The organism is Candidatus Pantoea gossypiicola (assembly GCF_008632075.1).
GTDB classification, from domain to species: domain Bacteria; phylum Pseudomonadota; class Gammaproteobacteria; order Enterobacterales; family Enterobacteriaceae; genus Pantoea; species Pantoea gossypiicola.
This window is the reverse complement of the sequence record NZ_VWVM01000002.1, coordinates 262030-281508: the sequence shown is the minus strand read 5'-3', so window position 1 is coordinate 281508 and position 19479 is coordinate 262030. Positions and strand designations below refer to the sequence as shown.

General features: G+C 55.9%; 19 protein-coding genes. 6 read left to right on the top strand and 13 right to left on the bottom strand.

Annotation, left to right across the window (positions count from 1 at the left end):
• Nucleotides 1-185: 185 nt before the first annotated feature.
• Nucleotides 186-395, bottom strand: a complete 210-nt coding sequence (locus F3I20_RS03675) for a hypothetical protein (protein ID WP_013357479.1) — start codon at nucleotides 393-395, stop codon at nucleotides 186-188.
• A gap of 247 nt (nucleotides 396-642) precedes the next feature.
• Between F3I20_RS03675 and lolC the strand changes: the two genes are divergently transcribed.
• The 4 genes from lolC (at nucleotide 643) to cobB (ending at nucleotide 4763) form a co-directional block, all read left to right on the top strand.
• Nucleotides 643-1842: a lipoprotein-releasing ABC transporter permease subunit LolC gene (lolC, locus tag F3I20_RS03670; protein ID WP_150038185.1), complete on the top strand. Its 1200-nt coding sequence runs from the start codon at nucleotides 643-645 to the stop codon at nucleotides 1840-1842.
• Complete coding sequence (lolD, locus tag F3I20_RS03665; RefSeq protein WP_013357481.1) at nucleotides 1835-2539, top strand: lipoprotein-releasing ABC transporter ATP-binding protein LolD; 705 nt, start codon at nucleotides 1835-1837, stop codon at nucleotides 2537-2539. Before lolC ends, lolD begins: the two co-directional genes overlap by 8 nt.
• A complete protein-coding gene (gene lolE, locus F3I20_RS03660; RefSeq protein WP_150009673.1) occupies nucleotides 2539-3783 on the top strand; it encodes a lipoprotein-releasing ABC transporter permease subunit LolE in 1245 nt (414 codons plus the stop codon). Before lolD ends, lolE begins: the two co-directional genes overlap by 1 nt.
• Before the next feature lie 146 nt (nucleotides 3784-3929).
• Nucleotides 3930-4763: a Sir2 family NAD+-dependent deacetylase gene (gene cobB, locus F3I20_RS03655; protein WP_150038184.1), complete on the top strand. Its 834-nt coding sequence runs from the start codon at nucleotides 3930-3932 to the stop codon at nucleotides 4761-4763.
• A gap of 33 nt (nucleotides 4764-4796) precedes the next feature.
• Here cobB and potD read toward each other — a convergent pair whose 3' ends face one another.
• The 4 genes from potD to potA are packed head-to-tail and all read right to left on the bottom strand — an operon-like array spanning nucleotide 4797 to nucleotide 8581.
• Entirely contained in the window at nucleotides 4797-5840 is a 1044-nt protein-coding gene (potD, locus tag F3I20_RS03650; protein ID WP_150009669.1) for a spermidine/putrescine ABC transporter substrate-binding protein PotD, read from the bottom strand.
• Between the two features lie 11 nt (nucleotides 5841-5851).
• A complete protein-coding gene (potC, locus tag F3I20_RS03645; protein WP_150009667.1) occupies nucleotides 5852-6625 on the bottom strand; it encodes a spermidine/putrescine ABC transporter permease PotC in 774 nt (257 codons plus the stop codon).
• Nucleotides 6622-7482: a spermidine/putrescine ABC transporter permease PotB gene (gene potB, locus F3I20_RS03640; RefSeq protein WP_150009665.1), complete on the bottom strand. Its 861-nt coding sequence runs from the start codon at nucleotides 7480-7482 to the stop codon at nucleotides 6622-6624. The genes potC and potB overlap by 4 nt, the downstream gene beginning before the upstream one ends.
• Entirely contained in the window at nucleotides 7466-8581 is a 1116-nt protein-coding gene (gene potA, locus F3I20_RS03635) for a spermidine/putrescine ABC transporter ATP-binding protein PotA (protein ID WP_150038183.1), read from the bottom strand. The genes potB and potA overlap by 17 nt, the downstream gene beginning before the upstream one ends.
• A gap of 313 nt (nucleotides 8582-8894) precedes the next feature.
• Here potA and pepT point away from each other — a divergent pair, with 313 nt between their 5' ends.
• The gene (gene pepT / locus F3I20_RS03630) at nucleotides 8895-10124 is read left to right on the top strand and encodes a peptidase T (protein ID WP_150038182.1); all 1230 of its coding nucleotides are present in this window, start codon (nucleotides 8895-8897) and stop codon (nucleotides 10122-10124) included.
• A gap of 74 nt (nucleotides 10125-10198) precedes the next feature.
• Here the strand turns inward: pepT and F3I20_RS03625 are convergent, their stop codons facing one another.
• From F3I20_RS03625 to rluE, 8 genes are all read right to left on the bottom strand, one after another.
• Entirely contained in the window at nucleotides 10199-11323 is a 1125-nt protein-coding gene (locus F3I20_RS03625) for a ribosomal protein uL16 3-hydroxylase (RefSeq protein ID WP_150038181.1), read from the bottom strand.
• Between the two features lie 57 nt (nucleotides 11324-11380).
• Entirely contained in the window at nucleotides 11381-12841 is a 1461-nt protein-coding gene (phoQ, locus tag F3I20_RS03620) for a two-component system sensor histidine kinase PhoQ (protein ID WP_150009657.1), read from the bottom strand.
• A gap of 2 nt (nucleotides 12842-12843) precedes the next feature.
• Nucleotides 12844-13512 (bottom strand): two-component system response regulator PhoP, encoded by a 669-nt coding sequence (phoP, locus tag F3I20_RS03615; RefSeq protein WP_150009655.1) that lies wholly within the window; start codon nucleotides 13510-13512, stop codon nucleotides 12844-12846.
• 104 nt (nucleotides 13513-13616) lie between these two features.
• Nucleotides 13617-14987, bottom strand: a complete 1371-nt coding sequence (purB, locus tag F3I20_RS03610) for an adenylosuccinate lyase (RefSeq protein ID WP_150038180.1) — start codon at nucleotides 14985-14987, stop codon at nucleotides 13617-13619.
• Nucleotides 14988-15031: 44 nt separating this feature from the next.
• A complete protein-coding gene (hflD, locus tag F3I20_RS03605; protein WP_013357492.1) occupies nucleotides 15032-15673 on the bottom strand; it encodes a high frequency lysogenization protein HflD in 642 nt (213 codons plus the stop codon).
• A gap of 42 nt (nucleotides 15674-15715) precedes the next feature.
• Nucleotides 15716-16828 carry a tRNA 2-thiouridine(34) synthase MnmA gene (gene mnmA, locus F3I20_RS03600; protein WP_150038179.1) on the bottom strand — a complete coding sequence of 371 codons (1113 nt, stop codon included), beginning with the start codon at nucleotides 16826-16828 and terminating at the stop codon, nucleotides 15716-15718.
• Nucleotides 16829-16870: 42 nt separating this feature from the next.
• Nucleotides 16871-17344, bottom strand: coding sequence for an NUDIX domain-containing protein (locus tag F3I20_RS03595; protein WP_150038178.1), 474 nt, complete (start codon nucleotides 17342-17344; stop codon nucleotides 16871-16873).
• Nucleotides 17345-17388: 44 nt separating this feature from the next.
• Nucleotides 17389-18051 carry a 23S rRNA pseudouridine(2457) synthase RluE gene (gene rluE / locus F3I20_RS03590; RefSeq protein ID WP_150009645.1) on the bottom strand — a complete coding sequence of 221 codons (663 nt, stop codon included), beginning with the start codon at nucleotides 18049-18051 and terminating at the stop codon, nucleotides 17389-17391.
• Nucleotides 18052-18155: 104 nt separating this feature from the next.
• Between rluE and icd the strand changes: the two genes are divergently transcribed.
• Nucleotides 18156-19406 carry an NADP-dependent isocitrate dehydrogenase gene (icd, locus tag F3I20_RS03585; RefSeq protein ID WP_013357495.1) on the top strand — a complete coding sequence of 417 codons (1251 nt, stop codon included), beginning with the start codon at nucleotides 18156-18158 and terminating at the stop codon, nucleotides 19404-19406.
• Nucleotides 19407-19479: the final 73 nt, after the last annotated feature.

Genomic DNA, 19479 nt, shown 5'->3' with positions numbered 1-19479 from the left:
CATATTATGTCAGGGGGATCACCTGTGCGGCACAATTTTCCTGCCGCGCCGCGCTGAACCCGGAGATCGGTCAGCCATTACCGGGCGTCGGCGGTAATACAGCGGATAGAGAGAGGATAGACGAGTCTGGCGAGGGATCAGAAAAAACCGCCGTCGCTCTGCAGCGACGGGGTTAAACGGGCATTCTATTTTATGGATTGCTGTGTGTAATACATGCGTGGGCGGTCGATATTTGCCCAGGATAACTCCTGCTCAGGATGATAGCTGAGGTTGCCGTCATCCCACTTTACGTAGTAGCCGGCTGGCGCGCTTCCCTGCTCAAAGACGTTGATGATTTCGCCTCTGATTTCCCCGGATTGATGTTTAACGATGCTGCCTTTGGGAAATTTCAACATGGTCGCTACCTCTATCGCTGTGCGATAAATTACCTCTTATCCTGTTACAAAGTGTAGTCTACGCGCCAGGGCGCTGGATAATCAGCCAATAAGCGATGGCTTTATCGTCTATTCTGCGGCTTTGGTCGTGGAGGTGACGTATCCTGACGCAACTTTGCTGCCGACTCAGAGGGTTAGAGGTTTCATAAAGCGAGCCGCTCCTTTATCATCCCACTACCTATTTTCAGGCAACGGCTTACTGGATTCCATGTATCAACCTGTCGCGCTATTTATCGGTCTGCGTTACATGCGCGGACGAGCATCGGATCGCTTCGGTCGCTTTGTCTCATGGCTCTCAACGATTGGCATTACGCTCGGCGTGCTGGCGATGGTCACTGTTTTATCGGTGATGAACGGTTTTGAGCGTGAACTCGAAGGCAATATTCTTGGCCTGATGCCTCAGGCGCTGATCACCAGCGACAAAGGCAGTCTCAACCCCCAACAGCAACCCGCTGACTCGCTGAATCTGCAGGGTGTCAGCCGCATCGCGCCGCTGACCACCGCCAGTGTGGTGCTGCAAAGCCCGCACAGCGTCTCGGTTGGTGTGATGCTGGGCATTGAGCCGGATGAAAAAGATCCGCTGACGCCCTTTCTGGTGAACACCCAGCAGAGCGTGCTGCAGGCCGGGCAGTATAATGTGATCCTCGGTGAGCAGCTGGCGTCACAGCTTGGCGTTAAACGTGGCGATCAGCTGCGTCTGATGGTGCCGTCGGTCAGCCAGTTTACCCCGATGGGACGCGTGCCGAGCCAGCGTCTGTTTACCGTGGCGGGCACCTATGCCGCCAACAGCGAAGTCGATGGTTATCAGATTCTGGTTAATCTTCAGGATGCGTCGCGCGTGATGCGCTATCCGGCCGGGAACATTACCGGCTGGCGACTCTGGCTGGACAAACCGCTATCGGTTGATAGCCTGAGTCAGCAGTCGCTGCCTGCGGGTCTGGTCTGGAAAGACTGGCGTGAGCGCAAAGGCGATCTCTTCCAGGCGGTGCGCATGGAAAAGAACATGATGGGTCTGCTGCTGAGTCTGATTATCGCCGTGGCCGCCTTTAACATCATTACATCATTAGGCCTGCTGATCATGGAGAAGCAGGGCGAAGTGGCGATTCTTCAGACCCAGGGCCTGACGCGCCGGCAAATAGTGGCGGTGTTTATGGTGCAGGGTGCCAGCGCCGGGATTATCGGCACGCTGCTTGGCACCCTGCTCGGTGTGCTGCTGGCCAGCCAGCTTAATAACTTAATGCCGGTGATTGGCCTGTTCCTCGATGGCGCTGCGTTGCCGGTTGATATCAATGTGTGGCAGGTGGTCACCATCGCCCTCAGCGCGATGATTGTGGCGCTGTTGTCTACGCTCTATCCTTCGTGGCGCGCTGCCGCCGTTCAACCTGCTGAGGCTTTACGTTATGAGTAACACTCCTTTGTTGCAGTGCCGCGATCTGTGCAAACGCTATCAGGAAGGCAGCGTGCAGACCGATGTGCTACGCAATGTGGCTTTCAGCCTCCAGCCCGGTGAACTGACGGCGATTGTCGGCAGCTCCGGTTCCGGTAAAAGTACGCTGCTGCATCTGCTGGGCGGTCTGGATGCGCCGACGTCGGGCGATGTGGTGTTTGATGGTCAGTCGCTGAACGCCATGTCCTCGTCGGCCAAAGCAGAGCTGCGTAACCGCGAGCTGGGCTTTATTTATCAGTTCCACCATCTGCTGCCGGACTTCAGCGCGCTGGAGAACGTGGCGATGCCGTTGCTGATTGGCAAAATCGCGAAAGCGGAAGCGCAGGAACGCGCCCGTGAGATGCTTGCTGCAGTCGGCCTGGACCATCGTGCCGCGCACCGGCCGTCTGAACTGTCCGGCGGCGAGCGTCAGCGCGTGGCGATCGCCCGTGCGCTGGTCAACCGTCCACGGCTGGTGATGGCGGATGAGCCAACCGGTAACCTGGATGCGCGCAACGCCGACGCCATTTTTGAACTGCTGGGCGAGCTGAACGTCCGTCAGGGCACCGCCTTTCTGGTGGTAACGCACGATCTGATGCTGGCAAAACGCATGACGCGTCAGATGGAGATGCGTGATGGTCAGTTAAGCGATCAGCTTACGCTGGCAGGAGCGCTGTAATGGGTTCGTCGTTATCCCTGTTGCTGGGCCTGCGCTTTAGCCGTGGTCGCCGTCGTGGCGGCATGGTCTCGCTGATTTCGGTGATCTCCACCATCGGGATTGCGCTGGGCGTGGCGGTGCTGATTATCGGTCTGAGCGCCATGAACGGCTTTGAGCGTGAGCTGAATAACCGCATTCTGGCGGTGGTGCCGCACGGTGAGATCGAGGCGGTGAATCAGCCGTTTCAGCACTGGCAATCGATGATCGCCCCGATTGAAAAGGTGCCCGGCATTGCGGCCGCCGCCCCCTACGTTAACTTCACCGGCCTGATTGAGAGCGGAGCCCGGCTGGAAGCGCTGCAGGTCAAGGGCGTCGATCCGGCCCAGGAGCCGCGCCTCAGCGCACTGCCACAGTTTGTCGCCGATAACGCCTGGTCCTCTTTTGCCGCCGGTAAGCAGCAGATCATTCTGGGCGGCGGCATTGCTGAATCGCTGAAGGTGAAGCAGGGCGACTGGATCACCATCATGATCCCCAACAACGATGGCGATAACAAACTGCTGCAGCCAAAACGCATCCGGCTGCAGGTCAGCGGTATCCTGCAACTCAGCGGCATGCTCGATCACAGTCTGGCACTGGTGCCGCTGGCCGATGCGCAGCACTATCTGGAAATGGGCGACAGCGTGTCCGGTATCGCGCTGAAGATGACAGACCCGTTCCAGGCCGTGAAACTGGTGCGCGATGCCGGTGAAGCGACCCGCTCCTATGTCTATATTAAGAGCTGGATAGGTACCTACGGCTATATGTACCGCGACATTCAGATGATCCGCGCCATCATGTATCTGGCGATGGTGCTGGTAATTGGCGTCGCCTGCTTCAACATCGTCTCCACGCTGGTGATGGCGGTGAAGGATAAGAGCAGCGATATTGCGGTGCTGCGTACCCTTGGCGCGAAAGACCGACTGATCCGTGCCATCTTTATCTGGTACGGTTTGCTGGCGGGCCTGCTGGGCAGCGTCAGCGGCGTGGTGGCTGGCGTGCTGGTGGCGCTGAACCTGACCTCACTGGTGCGTGGGCTGGAATCGATTACCGGTCATCATCTGCTGGCAGGAGATATCTACTTTATTGATTTCCTGCCCTCGGAACTGCACTGGATTGACGTGTTCTCAGTACTAATTACTGCCATTCTGCTGAGCCTGCTGGCGAGCTGGTATCCCGCCAGACGCGCCAGCCGCATTGACCCGGCTCGGGTATTAAGCGGTCAGTGATAAAAATGCGGCGCGAGTGATTTCGCGCCGCATCTGTTTAAGACCTTTGCTGTTGGGTCATGCCCTCAGCAACCGTTACTATCGGGTGATGTTAACCCGGAATCTGTTCAGAGCAGCTCGCCGCAGCTGCTACGCCAGGAGATTTTATGCGAACACCACGTCGCCGCATACGACTTGCCCGCCTGAAGAAAACCCGGAGAAAAGTGCATCAGCGCTTTCGCCAGCGCATTTTTGAGCGCGATCGTCAGGCCGAACTGGCCGCCCATCCTCTGCCGCACGTTGTGGTGCTGACGGGCGCAGGCATCTCAGCAGAGTCCGGCATCCGGACCTTCCGCGCGGCTGACGGCCTTTGGGAGGAGCATCACGTTGAAGACGTTGCCACGCCCGAGGGTTTTCAGCGCGATCCCGCGCTGGTGCAGCGCTTCTACAATGCGCGCCGCCAGCAGCTACAGGAAGCGGACGTCCAGCCTAATGCAGCCCATCTGGTGCTGGCTGAGCTGGAGCAGGTGTTAGGCGATAATTTCCTGCTGGTCACGCAAAACATCGACAACCTGCACGAGCGAGCCGGTAACAACCGGGTGCTGCATATGCACGGTGAACTGCTAAAAGTGCGCTGTGTCACCAGCGGTCAGGTGATTGAGTGGACCGGCGATATCACACCTGACGATCGCTGCACCTGCTGCCAGTTCCCCTCTGTGTTGCGGCCGCACGTGGTCTGGTTTGGCGAGATGCCGCTGGGTATGGAGCAGATTTACCAGGCGCTGGAACAGGCTGATTACTTTATCGCTATCGGTACCTCGGGCCATGTTTATCCGGCCGCGGGCTTTGTTCATGAGGCCAGACTGCAGGGCGCGCACACCGTTGAGCTGAACCTGGAGCCGAGCCAGGTCGGTAACGAGTTTGCCGAACGGCATTACGGTCTGGCGAGTGAAGTGGTGCCGGAGTTTGTCCACAAGCTGTTGCGTGGATTGTATAAGTAAGCGGGGCGGCTAATACCGCCCCTTTAATCAATTTTAGCGGCCCGCTTTAAGCTGCTGGAACAGGGTTTCATACTGAAGGCTGGCGTCGCCAACATCATCCTGCCATTCACCGTGCTTAATCACGTCAGCAGGCGGATAGAGTGATGGATCGTTCGCCACGGCGGGTGGCAGCAACGCCTTCGCTGCGAGATTCGGTGTAGGATAGCCGATGGTTTCCGCCACTTTCGCCGCGACGTCAGGACGCAGCAGGAAGTTAATCAGCTTCAGCGCGCCTGCCTTGTTCTTCGCGTTAGCCGGGATCGCCAGGTTATCCATCCAGAAAATGCCGCCCTCTTCAGGCCAGACGATCGCTAACGGCGTGCCCGCCTGACGTGCGACATACGCTGAGCCATTCCAGAGCATGCCAAGATTCACTTCGCCTTCCATATAAGGATTACCCGGATTATCAGAGTTGAAGGCCAGCACATTGGGCATCAGCTTTTTCAGCTCAGAATAAGCGGCTTTGATCTGCTCAGGATCGCGGGTATTGCCGGAGTATCCCAGCTTGCGCAGCGCCATCTGGAACACTTCGCGCGCGTCGTCAGTCAGCAGCAGGCTCTGTTTATATTCCGGCTTCCACAGGTCGGCCCAGCGGGTGACGCTTTTCACGTCGATCTCATCGGGGTTGACACCGATTGCCGTCGCGCCCCAGATATAAGGAATCGAATAGTTATTGTCAGGATCGAAGGGTTTGTTCAGCAGGTCGGAATCCAGGTTGCTGAAGTTGCTGAGCTGGCTCTTGTCGATCTTCTGCAGCATTCCTTCGTTTCGCATTTTTGCCACGAAGTAAGTTGACGGCACGACCAGATCGTAAGCGCCATCTTTCCAGGTTTTCAGCCTGGCGTACATGCTCTCATTGGATTCATAGGTCGAATAGATCACTTTAATGCCGGTCTCTTTCGTGAACTGCTCCAGCAGCCCCGGCGGCACATATTCGGTCCAGTTGTAGAAATAGAGGGTGTTACTGTTGTCTGCCTGTGCCACGTTCATACCCAGCAACAGCGCACCTGCCGCCAGCCAGTGAGATCTCTTTTTCATCCTCAATCCTCTTATTTATTTCTGTCACGCAGCAGCCACTGACTGGCCGCGACCAGCAGCAATGACAGCAGCATTAAAATAGTGGCCAGCGCATTCACTTCCGGTGAGACGCCAACTTTTACCATCGAGTAGATCTTCAGCGGTAAAATCTCAAACGTCGGACCGGTGACAAAGGAAGAGACCACCACATCATCCATCGACAGGGTAAAGCTCAGTAACCATCCGGCGGCGACGGCTGGCATCGCCAGCGGCAGAATGATTTTGCGCAGAATGGTGATTTCGCTGGCCCCCAGATCTTTGGCTGCCTCCAGCATGCGCACATCAAAGCCTTTCAGACGTGAGTAGACAGTAATCACCACAAACGGCAGGCAAAATGTAATGTGGGAAAAAAGCAGTGACCAGAAGCCCAGTGAAATGCCCAGCAGCATAAACAGCACCAGCAGGGAGATAGCCATCACAATATCCGGCGACATCATCACCACGAACAGCATGCCACTGACAAAGGGCTTGCCCCGAAAACGGTAGCGAAAGAGTGCGACAGCGGTGAGTGCGCCGATCAGTGTGGCACAGCTGGCTGAGAGCACGCCCATGATCAGCGAGTGCTGCGCCGCCTGAATCAGACTGTCATTGTTCAGCAGCAGGCTGTACCACCGGGTCGTGAAACCCTGCCAGTTAATGCCAAAGCGGGAGACGTTAAACGAATTCACGATCAGAATAACAATCGGTATGTAGAACCAGGCGTAAATAATCGCCATAAAACTGCCGCGTAACAGGCGTGCCATCATCCTAAATCCACCCGATTATTCAGCAGGCGCGCCGCGCGCCAGTAAATCAGCAACAGCAATCCCATCAGCAGTGTCAGCACAATGCTGGTAGCCGCGCCAAACGGCCAGTCGCGGATGTTGAGGAACTGGCTTTTGATGACGTTGCCGATCAGCAGATTCTTTGCGCCGCCCATCAGATCGGCAACGTAAAACAGCCCCATTGCCGGGATCAACACCAGCAAACAGCCCGCAATGATGCCCGGCATGGTCAGCGGCAAAATAATACGGAAAAAGGTTTGCAGCTTACCGGCACCGAGGTCGCGCGCCGCTTCCAGCAGCGGTTTATCCAGTTTCTCCAGGCTGGAGTAGAGTGGCAACACCATAAACGGCAGCAGAATGTAGATCAGCCCGAGGATCACCGCTTCCGGGGTATACATGATGCGAAACGGTTTATCGATCAGCCCCAGCGACAGCAGGAAATCATTCAGCCAGCCACGGGGGCTGAGGAAAATTTTCAGGCCGTAAATACGGATTAGCGAGTTGGTCCAGAAAGGTACAATCAACAGAAACAGCATCAGCGGACGCAGGCGCGGCGTGAGTTTTGTCAGACACCAGGCAAAAGGATAGCCGAGCAGCAGACAGCCGAGAGTCGCAATCAGCGCCATGTTCAGCGAGTGCAGCAGCACCTGCGCATAAAGCGGGTCGAGCAGCCGGGTATAATTACTGAAGGTCAACACCGCGCTGACGAAGTGGGCATCATCGCGCGTCAGAAAACTGGTAACAAAAATCATCAGATTGGGCACAAAGACGAACAGCACCAGCCAGCCGACGATCAGTGCGATGACCCCCTTCTGAAAACTATTACGCGTCAGCTTCATACGGCAGTACCACCTCCCATCCCGGCACCCAGCTCACGGCCATCTTCTGATTAAGTGAGTGATCAACGTCCGGGTCATCCTCATTAAAGAACTCGCTGACCGTAACCAGCTTACCGTTCTCCAGCTCTACCGCAGACTCCAGCGTCATGCCTTTGTAGTTACGTTCGCGCACATAGCCAATCAGGCCATCTGATGCGCTGTCATCATGCATCTCCTGCACCCGCAGATCCTCCGGACGCAGCAGAACATGCAGCCGGTCACCCACACTGACCGGGAAAGTACAGTGGATCTCGCACTCGCGTCCCTCTACCCGGGCCCGCACGTCTGGCGCGCTGTCGCTGGCGAGCACTTCAGCGTCAAAGACATTAATTTCGCCGATAAAGCGGGCAACAAACAGGTTTTCGGGCTCTTCGTAGATTTCGCGTGGGGTACCATCCTGCACTACTTTGCCATCACGCATGACCACGATGCGATCGGACATGGTCAGCGCCTCTTCCTGATCGTGGGTGACAAAGACAAAGGTAATGCCGAGCTTACGCTGCAGGGCTTTGAGCTCGTTCTGCATCTGACGGCGCAGCTTATAGTCCAGCGCCGAGAGCGATTCGTCCAGCAGCAGCACTTTGGGACGGTTTACGACCGCGCGGGCAATCGCCACACGCTGTTGCTGGCCGCCGGAAAGCTGATGCGGGCGGCGATCGGCAAAGTGTTCCAGCTGCACCATCGCCAGCGCATCTTTAACCCGGCTCTCAATTTCTGCCGCCGGGGTTTTCTGCATCCGCAGGCCAAAGGCGACGTTTTCAGACACGGTCATATGGGGAAACAGCGCGTAGCTCTGAAACACGGTGTTGACGTGACGGTGTTCGGCCGGCGTATCAGTAATGTCCTGATCATCTAGTGAGATACGGCCGCGATCAGCCGCTTCCAGCCCGGCAATCAGGCGCAGAATGGTGGTTTTGCCACAGCCCGACGGGCCGAGCAGGGTGATGAACTCACCGTGATGGATGGTCAGGTTAAAATCATCAATGATGGTCTTACCATCAAAAGCTTTACTGATGCCAGAAAGCGTAACCAGCGCCTGCTGTGCGCGTGTTTGCGTCATTTTAGTCTCAGTCTGTCTAAGGTCGAACAGGTTACAGCATAGCTGCTCAGTGCAGCCAGCCAGCAAAGAGGGGCGGATGATACCTGAAAAATAAGGCATTGCCATGTTTTGCCCGCCTGGTCGCGGCAATTCGACCGGCTGTTAACAACATTGCGAGGTTTGCCGCAACAATCACGTAATCAGGCGTTTTTTTCGGGCTTATTCCTTTCCCAAAGGTCACCGACAGCGCTAACCTGTCTGCAAATGATTTTACGCAACGTTGTGACCAGCGGGTCTGTGAATAATACCGGACGTCACTTTTAAAGGATGGGATATGGAACAGTTACTTGAGCGCTTTTTAAGTTATGTGGCAGTTGAGACACAGGCTAAGCCGCAGGCGCGCCACGTGCCTAGCAGTGAAGGGCAGTGGACGCTGGCGCGTCAGCTGCAGGAAGAGCTGCTGGCCCTGGGTTTTGTTGATGTCACCCTGAGCGATCACTGTTGCGTCATGGGCACGCTGCCCGCCAATGTTGACTGGCCGACGCCAGTTATCGGTTTCATCTCCCACATGGATACCTCGCCTGATTTTACAGCGAAACATGTGAATCCGCAGATCATCGAAGATTATCGCGGTGGCGACATTGCGCTGGGTAATGGCAACGAGGTCCTGTCACCGGTCATGTTCCCGGTGCTGCACAAGCTGATTGGGCATACGCTGATTACTACCGATGGCAAAACTCTGCTGGGCGCGGATGATAAAGCGGGTATCGCCGAGATCATGACGGCGATGGCGCAGCTGGCTGACAGCGATACGCCACACGGCGCGATCCGCGTCGCCTTTACTCCTGATGAAGAGATTGGTCGCGGCACCTCACACTTCGATGTGGAGGCGTTTGCCGCCGACTGGGCCTACACCATTGATGGCAGCGATCTGGGTGAGTTTGAGTATGAGAACTTCAATGCCGCCTCGGCTACGGTCAAAATCGTCGGTAACAACGTGCATCCAGGCTCCGCCAAAGGCGTGATGGTCAATGCGCTGGAACTGGCTAACCAGTTTCATGCGGCCGTACCGGCCGGCGAAAAACCGCAGTACACCGACGGCTATGAGGGCTTCTACCATCTGCATCAAATCAAAGGCAGCGTCGAGCACGCCGAGATGCTCTACATCATTCGTGACTTTGAATCAGAGAGTTTCGAACAGCGTAAACAGACGCTGCTGCAGATCGCTGCGGAGATCAACAAAACCCTGCACCCTGACTGCTCGGTCACTGTTGAGATCACCAACAGCTATCGCAACATGCGTGAAAAGGTTGAGCCGTTTCCGCATATCATTGACCTGGCTTTGCAGGCGATGCGTGACTGCGGCATTGAACCCGTGGTGAAACCGATTCGCGGCGGCACCGATGGGTCATCGCTGTCGTGGAAAGGGTTACCTTGCCCGAACATCTTTACCGGGGGCTATAATTATCACGGCAAGCATGAGTTCGCGTCGCTGAATATCATGGCGAAGTCAGTGGAAGTGATTGTGCGTCTGTCAGAGCTGGCCGCGCAGAAAAAGGATTAAATTAAAAAAAGGCTCTCTTGCCATGACGGCAGGAGAGCCTGATTCAGCCGCAGCGCACTGTTACGCGCTGTGGGTTATTCCTCGCCGAAGTACCAGTATCCGGCATTCACCAGACCGGCGATCTGCGCCAGTACGGCCGGATCATCCAGCGCATCGCCCAGATCCTCCAGTGTGATGCGATAGTGATTCGCCAGAACTGCCATCACATCAGGGCGTGAACACTCAACCCGCTCACCATTGATATAAACAGCATCACCAATCGTCAGGACACGCAGGCCACCCAACCGGCTCAGCGCATCGCCCTGTTGCAGCGCATCATAAATTTCATCAGGCTGATAAGGCGGTTCCGGCGGCGCGACGTCGAGTTCGTGGCGTGACTGCGAAATGAATTCGCCGAACCACTGCTCAAACTGCGCCGGCTGATTGACTACATCCAGCATCAGCTGGCGCACGCCTTCAATTTCCTGCGGCAGGATCTGCGACGGGCAATCACGTGCAGGCACATCCGGATCGCTGAAGCGCAGGCTGCCCAGCTCATTGGCCAGGGCATAGTCTGCAAAGCCGCTGATTAACTCGCGACCGCTGGGGGCGCGGAAACCCACGGAGTAGTTCAGTGCGTTTTCCAGCGAGTAGCCTTCGTGCGGGAATCCCGGCGGAATGTAGAGAATATCGCCCGGCTCCAGCTCTTCATCGATGATGGCATCGAACGGTTCAACCTGCAGCAGGTCCGGGTGCGGGCAGTGCTGTTTCAGCGCCACTTTTTCACCGACGCGCCAGCGACGGCGGCCAGTACCCTGAATAATAAAGACATCATACTGATCAAAATGAGGGCCGACGCCGCCGCCAGGCACAGCAAACGACACCATCAGGTCATCAACACGCCAGTCAGGCAGGAAGCGGAAAGGGCGCATCAGCGCGGCAGAGGGTTCATGCCAGTGATTAACCGCCTGGACCAGCAGTGACCAGTTGTTCTCTCCCAGATGATCATAGCTCTCAAACGGGCCGTGGCTGACCTGCCATTTGCCGTCCTGATGGCTGACCAGGCGGCTGTCCACCTCGTTTTCCATTGCCAGTCCGGCGAGTTCATCCGGTGAAAGGGGATCGACAAAGTTTTTGAAACCACGCTTCAGCACGACCGGGCGTTTCTGCCAGTAGCGCTGAATAAAATCGGGCCAGTTAATATCGAGCTGATAGTCCATACAAGGGTTCCGCTTAGGGCTGTAAATGCCAGCTAGTATAACAGCCCGGACGGTTTTCTACTCGCGGTGATGTTCGACTTCCTGGCGCTGAAAAACCACTTCCATACGAGTTCCGCCCAGCGCACTGCTGGTGGCGATGACATTGCCATCATACTGTTCCAGTATGTCGCGCACCACCGCCAGACCTAAGCCCTGTCCTGGCCGCAGCGTATCGGCACGCTGACCCCGGACAAACACTAAATCGCGCTTGCTCTCGGGAATACCCGGACCATCGTCGTCAATATAGAGATGCAGTGCATTTTCGCTTTGAAAAGCGCTGACTTCGATAAACTCCAGGCAGTACTTGCAGGCGTTATCGAGCACGTTGCCCAGCACTTCCATAAAGTCATTCTGGTCGCCAATAAAGGACAGCTCCGGTGAGATATCCAGCGTTATCGCCACGCCTTTGCGCTGATAGACTTTATTCAGTGCCGAACAGAGCTTGTCGAGCAGACCGGAAACGGAATGGATATCGCGCTGCAATGGGTTGTGATCGGCCTGCATACTGGCGCGATGCAGGTAGTATCCCACCTGCTGTGAGATGCGGCTGATCTGCTCCAGCATGACCGGTTCTGCCTGCTCCACCGTCAGCTCTTTACCGTTGCGCAGCGAGCGCAGCGTACTCTGCAACACGGCCAGCGGCGTTTTCAGGCTATGGGTCAGATCAGAAAGGGTGGTGCGATAGCGGGTATAGCGCTGCCGCTCATTGGTCAGCAGCAGATTGAGGTTGCGCACCAGACTGCGCAACTCCTGCGGCGGATTATCGTCCAGGTTTTCGCGCTGACTGGTTTCCAGCTCGCGCACCTGCTGAGTCAGCGCACCGATTGGCCGCAGACTCCAGTGCGCGGCCAGCCACAGCAGCGGAACAATCAGTATCAGGTTGGCCGCCAGCACATAGCTGAACCACGACCAGACCACGTCCGAGTGCTGAAGCTCCTGTGGAATAGAGTCGACCACCACGATGGTGAGCGCGGGCAGATTCGTCGTGGCATCGTAACGGTTAACGGCAACCGAATGGGTAAAGGTATCGTTGCTGTCCGTGTCCCAGTCATTAAGCCGTTGTTTAGCGTTGAGATTGTTCCCCATCGCGACCATGCTGGTGCGGTTGCTGGTATCGATCTCGTAGAAATCAGGCTTCAGCAGCCATTCGCGGCGGATCTTTTTGCGAATATCCGGCACGTCGCGTTGCTGCCACAGCAGCTTGCCGTGCTCATCGTAGATGAAGACCAGCGTCGGAAAATTCAGCGTCATGCGTTCCGGCTGAGCGATGGTGAGCTTATTGTCATGCCATTGCGCCAGCGTAAAGAACAGATTGCTCTCGCCGCGCATCACCCGGTAGGTATTTTTATCGAAACTCACCACATAGCCAATGACTGCGACCATGCCGTAAGAGAGTGAAAGGAACAGGACTATCGCTGCGGAGGCCAGCAGAAAGCGGGCGCGCAGCGAAATAGGGCGGTAACGGTTAAACCAGGACATGGTCAGAGATCAAAGCGGTAACCCTGGCCACGCACGGTGGCGATGACTTCAGTGGGGTGCAACGCCAGAATCTTTTTGCGCAAACGGCCCATCAGGACGTCGATGGTGTGGCTTTCGCGCAGTTCAGCGTCAGGATAGAGCTGCAACATCAGCGAGTCTTTGCTCACCACTTTGCCCGCGTTACGGATAAGCGTCTCGACAATGGTGTACTCAAAGGCGGTGAGTTTCACCGGCTCTTCATTCACCGTCAGCTCACGCCGTGAGAGGTCGACCTGAAACGGGGCCATATCGATGATTTGCGACGCATGACCGCTGTTACGGCGCATCAGCGCCTGCAGGCGTGCCGCGACTTCTTCAATATGAAACGGTTTAGTCACGTAATCATCCGCACCGGCTTCCAGCGCTTCGACTTTCGCCTGCCAGCCCTCACGGGCAGTCAGGACCAGAATGGGCTGACGCACAGCATCACTGCGCCAGCGGCGAATCAGCGACATGCCATCTTCATCCGGCAGGCCGAGATCCACCAGCGCAATATCGGGCAGATGTTCCCGAAGAAAATAGTCAGCTTCTTTGGCGTCTTCGGCGGCATCGACCTGATGGCCCATGTCACGTAACTGGACGGCGAGATGATGGCGCAGCAGGGCATTGTCTTCAACAACCAGAACACGCATAGAAATTCCTTACACTCTGTTTGAGTCAACCTGCAGAAAGTATACGCGAAATGTATTAAACAAGATGTTAACGCAGACCGGACTGTGCCGGTCTGCGGCGGGCATTATTTCAGATCGTCAACCATCTGGATAGCGCGACCAATATAGTTTGCAGGCGTCATCTGCTTCAGACGCACTTTTTCCTCATCCGGTAGCGCCAGGCTGTCGATAAAGGCCTGCATACCGGCAGCATCCACGCGTTTGCCGCGCGTCAGCTCTTTCAGCTTCTCATACGGCTTCTCAATGCCATAACGGCGCATCACCGTCTGGATCGGTTCCGCCAGCACTTCCCAGTTGTGATCCAGCTCGTCCAGCAGGCGGTCACGGTTCACTTCCAGCTTAGAGATGCCTTTCAGCGTCGCCTGATAGGCGATCAGCGCATAACCGACGCCCACGCCAAGGTTACGCAGCACGGTAGAGTCGGTCAGGTCACGCTGCCAGCGTGAGACCGGTAGCTTGCTGGCCAGATGCTGCATCACGGCGTTCGCCAGGCCCAGATTGCCTTCGGAGTTTTCGAAGTCGATCGGGTTAACTTTATGCGGCATGGTTGAGGAGCCAATTTCACCCGCAATGGTTTTCTGTTTGAAATGGTTCAGCGCCACATAACCCCAGATATCACGATCGAAATCGATCAGGATAGTGTTAAAGCGGGCGATACAGTCGAACATCTCAGCGATATAGTCGTGTGGCTCAATCTGTGTGGTGTAGGGGTTCCAGGTGATGCCCAGTGAGGTGACGAAGTTCTCGCTCAGCGCATGCCAGTCCACTTCAGGATAGGCAGCAATGTGGGCATTATAGTTACCGACTGCACCATTGATTTTGCCCAGCACTTCAATCTGCTTCAGCTGACGTAACTGACGCTCCAGACGGTAGGCGACGTTGGCCATCTCTTTACCCATGGTCGAAGGCGTCGCCGGCTGGCCGTGGGTGCGGGAGAGCAGCGGAATGTCGCGGTATTCACTGGCAAGACCTTTCACGGCGCTGATCAGCTGGTCCCAGTAAGGCAGGATCACGTCACGGCGGGCCGTTTCCAGCATCAGGGCGTGCGACAGGTTGTTGATATCTTCAGAGGTGCAGGCGAAGTGGATAAATTCAGAGACGGCATGCAGGGCAGGGATATGAGCCACTTTCTCTTTCAGGAAATACTCAACCGCTTTCACATCATGGTTGGTGGTGCGCTCAATCGTTTTGATGCGTGCTGCATCTGCTTCTGAAAAACCGGCGACAATTGCATCAAGGAAAGCGTTTGCGTCGGCATCAAATGCAGGAACTTCCTTGATCTCTGCGGTCGCGGCCAGTTTTTGTAACCAGCGAACTTCAACCTCAACGCGGAATTTCAGCAGACCGAACTCGCTGAAAATCGCACGCAGCGGGCTGACTTTATCGCCGTAACGACCATCGATAGGTGAGACGGCGGTCAGAGAGGATAATTCCATCAGTGCAACTCCTGAATCATTTAGCAGTGTTTTGCCGCACCGACTTAGTAAGTCAGTGGCAGCCGGGATAAGAGGGTTTTCGCTTCACGCAGCAAACGCTGACGCGAGAACATCAGTTGCAGTCGGCCACCGCCGACCTGCTGCCACAATACGGCCGCGCGGATACCGGCTAACAGGGTAGCACGCACTTTACTCTGCACCTGCGTATTCTGCAGCACCGCAGGCGAACCGGTAACCTGGATACGCGGGCCAAGCGGACTGATCACATCCACATAGATGCCCGCCATCGCGCTGAGGATGGTGTCTGACTCCAGTTCATAATGTGCCAGCTGGCGATCCAACTGCGTAATGCGCTGTGCCAGCGTTGTCATGGCGGATTTACTGGCGCTGAGTTTGCGCTCCAGCACCATCATACTCAGGGTGTAACGCGTCAGTTCAGCACCTGCGCCCTGGCGACTACTGCTGTTCAGCACCGCCATCAGCGTTTCGAGTCCCAGGCGCAGGTTGGCTTCATTGTTGCCGAATACCGCCAGCGTGGAGCCAGGATTCAGATCCAGCACGCTGCGCAGCGACACGGTCAGCGCCTCAGGCTGGCAGTGACCCTGCTGAGCCAGCTGCTGCACGAGATGGGCGGACTGACAGATGCCCGCCAGCGCCAGCGTGATTTCCTGATAATTTTTCGCCACGGTTACTCCTGTTTACGCGTCATCAACGCGGGCTGAGCCCGCTTACTCCGCCACTAATGGCAGACGCTGTTCGATAATACCGCCACCGAGGCAGACGTCGCCAAGGTAAAAGACTGCAGACTGGCCTGGCGTGACTGCAGCAACCGGCTCGTCGAAACGCACCGCAATCCGGTCGTCGCCCTGAGGAATAATCTCACAGGGAATATCGGTCTGACGATAGCGGGTTTTCACGGTGCAGCGGAGCGGAGCGGTGATTGGCTGACGATCAACCCAGTGCAACTGCTGCGCAATCAGGCCAACGGACATCAGACGCGGATGATCGCCACCCTGGGCGACAATCAGACGGTTACGCGCCACGTCTTTGTCGACCACATACCAGGGATCATCTTTGCTCTCTTTCAACCCGCCGATACCCAGACCTTTACGCTGTCCCAGTGTGTGGTACATCAGCCCCTGATGTTCACCGACGATCTGGCCTTCGGTAGTTTCTATCTCGCCAGGCTGAGCCGGAAGATAGCGCGCCAGGAAGTCGCGGAATTTGCGCTCGCCGATAAAGCAGATGCCGGTCGAATCTTTTTTCTTTGCGGTGATCAGGTCCAGCTGTTCCGCAATGCGGCGCACTTCCGGTTTTTCCAGCTCGCCGACCGGGAACAGACTCTGTGCAATCTGCTCGTGACTCAGGGTATAGAGGAAGTAGCTCTGGTCTTTGTTGCCATCCAGACCGCGCAACAGCTGGCTCTGACCATCGACGTCCTTGCGGCGCACGTAGTGACCGGTAGCGATGAAATCTGCGCCCAGGTCTTCCGCTGCGAACTCCAGGAACGCTTTGAATTTGATCTCTTTGTTGCAGAGAATGTCGGGGTTAGGTGTGCGGCCCGCTTTGTACTCTTCGAGGAAATGCTCAAAGACGTTATCCCAGTATTCCGCAGCAAAGTTAACTTTATGCAGCTTCATACCGAGCTTGTCGCACACAGCCTGTGCATCCGCCAGATCGTCCGCGGCGGTACAATACTCCTCGCCATCGTCCTCCTCCCAGTTCTTCATGAACAGGCCTTCAACCTGGTAACCCTGCTGCTGCAGTAACCAGGCGGAAACGGAAGAATCGACACCGCCGGACATACCGACGATCACTTTTTTCTGGCTGTTGTCAGACATGACACGCTCGCATTACGATAAAAAAACAGGCGGCGCATTCTATCATGCAGAAGGCAGGCGCGCACCCTCGTGAAACGGCCACTGGAACGGGCTGACCAGATGTAGCGGATAGCGCGTGCCCTGTTGCCACAGGCGCACGCTTTCAGCGACCAGTGGCGAACGCAGGTTAGATGCAGTGAGAATCTGCGCTGGCGGCAGCCACCAGCAGCAATCGATGTCGCTATCCTGCGGCTGAGTTGGCGTTTTCCCCGCCAGATCGACGCCAAACAGAAAACGCACAAAAGGCGTACTGTCGGGCGCGATCCACTGGTTTATCCCGATGAAATAGTGCATCGGTGCCGCAATACCCGTCTCTTCATAGAGTTCACGTTCGGCTGCTTCCAGCAGCGTTTCATCCGCTTCGAGATGTCCGGCAGGCTGATTCCAGGTAGGACGACCGTTGATCGTCTCTTCCACTACCAGCAGTTCACCCTCTGCCTGGACCAGACAGGCGACAGTAACATGAGGTTTAAACATCACTTCTCCGCAATTGTTAACCTGAGGTTATAAAAAATCGATTTTCAGGTGGGGCTATCGCTGATTTCACGCCACGTACCCGGAGCCAGATCGTCGAGCGAATAGCGCCCCATGGCGTAGCGAATCAACCGTAAGGTGGGAAAGCCAATATGCGCTGTCATCCGGCGTACCTGACGATTGCGGCCTTCATACAGTGTGACTTTCAGCCACTGCGTCGGAATATTTTTGCGCTCACGGATTGGCGGCTGGCGCGGCCAGAGCCACGCCGGCTCAGCCACTTTTTCCACGCCAGCGGGCAACGTCATGCCATCTTTCAGATTAACCCCTTCGCGGAGAGGCTGAAGATCCGCCTCCTGAGGCTCGCCTTCCACCTGCACATAATAGACCTTACCCGTGCGTTTGCCGGGCTGCGTCAGCGCGGCCTGCAGGGCACCGTCGTTGGTCAGTACCATCAGGCCTTCGCTATCACGGTCAAGGCGACCCGCGGCATAAACGTCTGCGACGCTGACAAAATCTTTCAGGGTGCGGCGGCCCGCTTCATCGGTGAATTGCGGCAAAACGTCGAACGGTTTGTTAAACAGAATGACACGTCGTGGAGCAGCAGGGCGGGCAGGCGCACGTCGCACATCACGCGTCGGGCGGCTGAATCGTTTATCCTGGTGAATTCGTTGAGTTGTTTTTCGCATGGGCTTTGCAGTCAGAAACATTCGGCGCATTATAACGTGAAATTGCGGTGATTGGCGTGACGGAAATATTCAAGTAGTATTGACGCGCATCTTACAAATCATTAACAAACGCCCAGGAGAGGTTAATGGAAAGCAAAGTAGTAGTTCCGGCGGAAGGTCAGAAAATCACCCTGAATCAGGGCAAGCTTACCGTACCAAACAATCCGGTCATTCCTTACATTGAGGGTGACGGTATCGGTGTTGATGTTTCCCCGGTGATGCTGAAAGTCGTCGACGCGGCGGTGAAGAAGGCCTACAACGGCGAGCGTAAAATCTCCTGGATGGAGATTTACACGGGTGAGAAGTCAGTTGAACTCTACGGTCAGGACGTCTGGCTGCCACAGGAAACGCTCGACTTAATCAAAGAATATCGCGTGGCCATTAAAGGCCCACTGACCACCCCGGTCGGCGGCGGTATTCGTTCACTGAACGTAGCACTGCGTCAGGAGCTTGACCTTTACGTCTGCCTGCGTCCGGTACGTTACTACAAAGGCACACCAAGCCCGGTTAAACGCCCTGAAGAGACCGACATGGTGATCTTCCGTGAAAACTCCGAAGATATCTATGCGGGTATCGAGTGGAAAGCGGGCTCTGCCGAAGCGGACAAAGTAATCAAGTTCCTGCGCGAAGAGATGGGCGTGAAGAAAATTCGCTTCCCTGAGCAGTGCGGTATCGGCGTTAAGCCGTGTTCAGAAGCGGGTACCAAACGTCTGGTCCGCGCGGCAGTGGAATACACCATCACCAACGATCGTGATTCACTGACCCTGGTTCACAAAGGCAACATCATGAAGTTCACCGAAGGCTCTTTCAAAGACTGGGGATACCAGTTAGTGAAAGACGAGTTTGGCGGCGAACTGATCGACGGCGGCCCGTGGATGAAGTTCAAAAACCCGAACACCGGCAAAGAGATCATCGTTAAAGATGTGATCGCGGATGCGTTCCTGCAGCAGATCCTGCTGCGTCCGGCTGAATATGACGTTATCGCCTGTATGAACCTGAACGGTGACTACATTTCTGATGCCCTGGCGGCGCAGGTTGGCGGTATCGGTATCGCACCAGGCGCGAACATTGGTGATGAGTGTGCACTGTTCGAAGCAACCCACGGTACTGCGCCTAAGTATGCCGGTCAGGATAAAGTGAACCCAGGTTCAGTGATCCTGTCTGCAGAAATGATGCTGCGCCACCTGGAGTGGTTCGAAGCGGCTGACCTGATTGTTAAAGGTGTTGAAGGCGCTATCGCTAACAAGACCGTGACTTACGATTTCGAACGCCTGATGGATGGCGCTAAACTGCTGAAATGTTCAGAGTTTGGTGACGCGATCATCGAAAATATGTAATCAGTTTTACGAAACATATAGCCAACACGAATGTAAAAATCGTGTTGGCTTTTTTTTCTGACTTTTTTCTGCA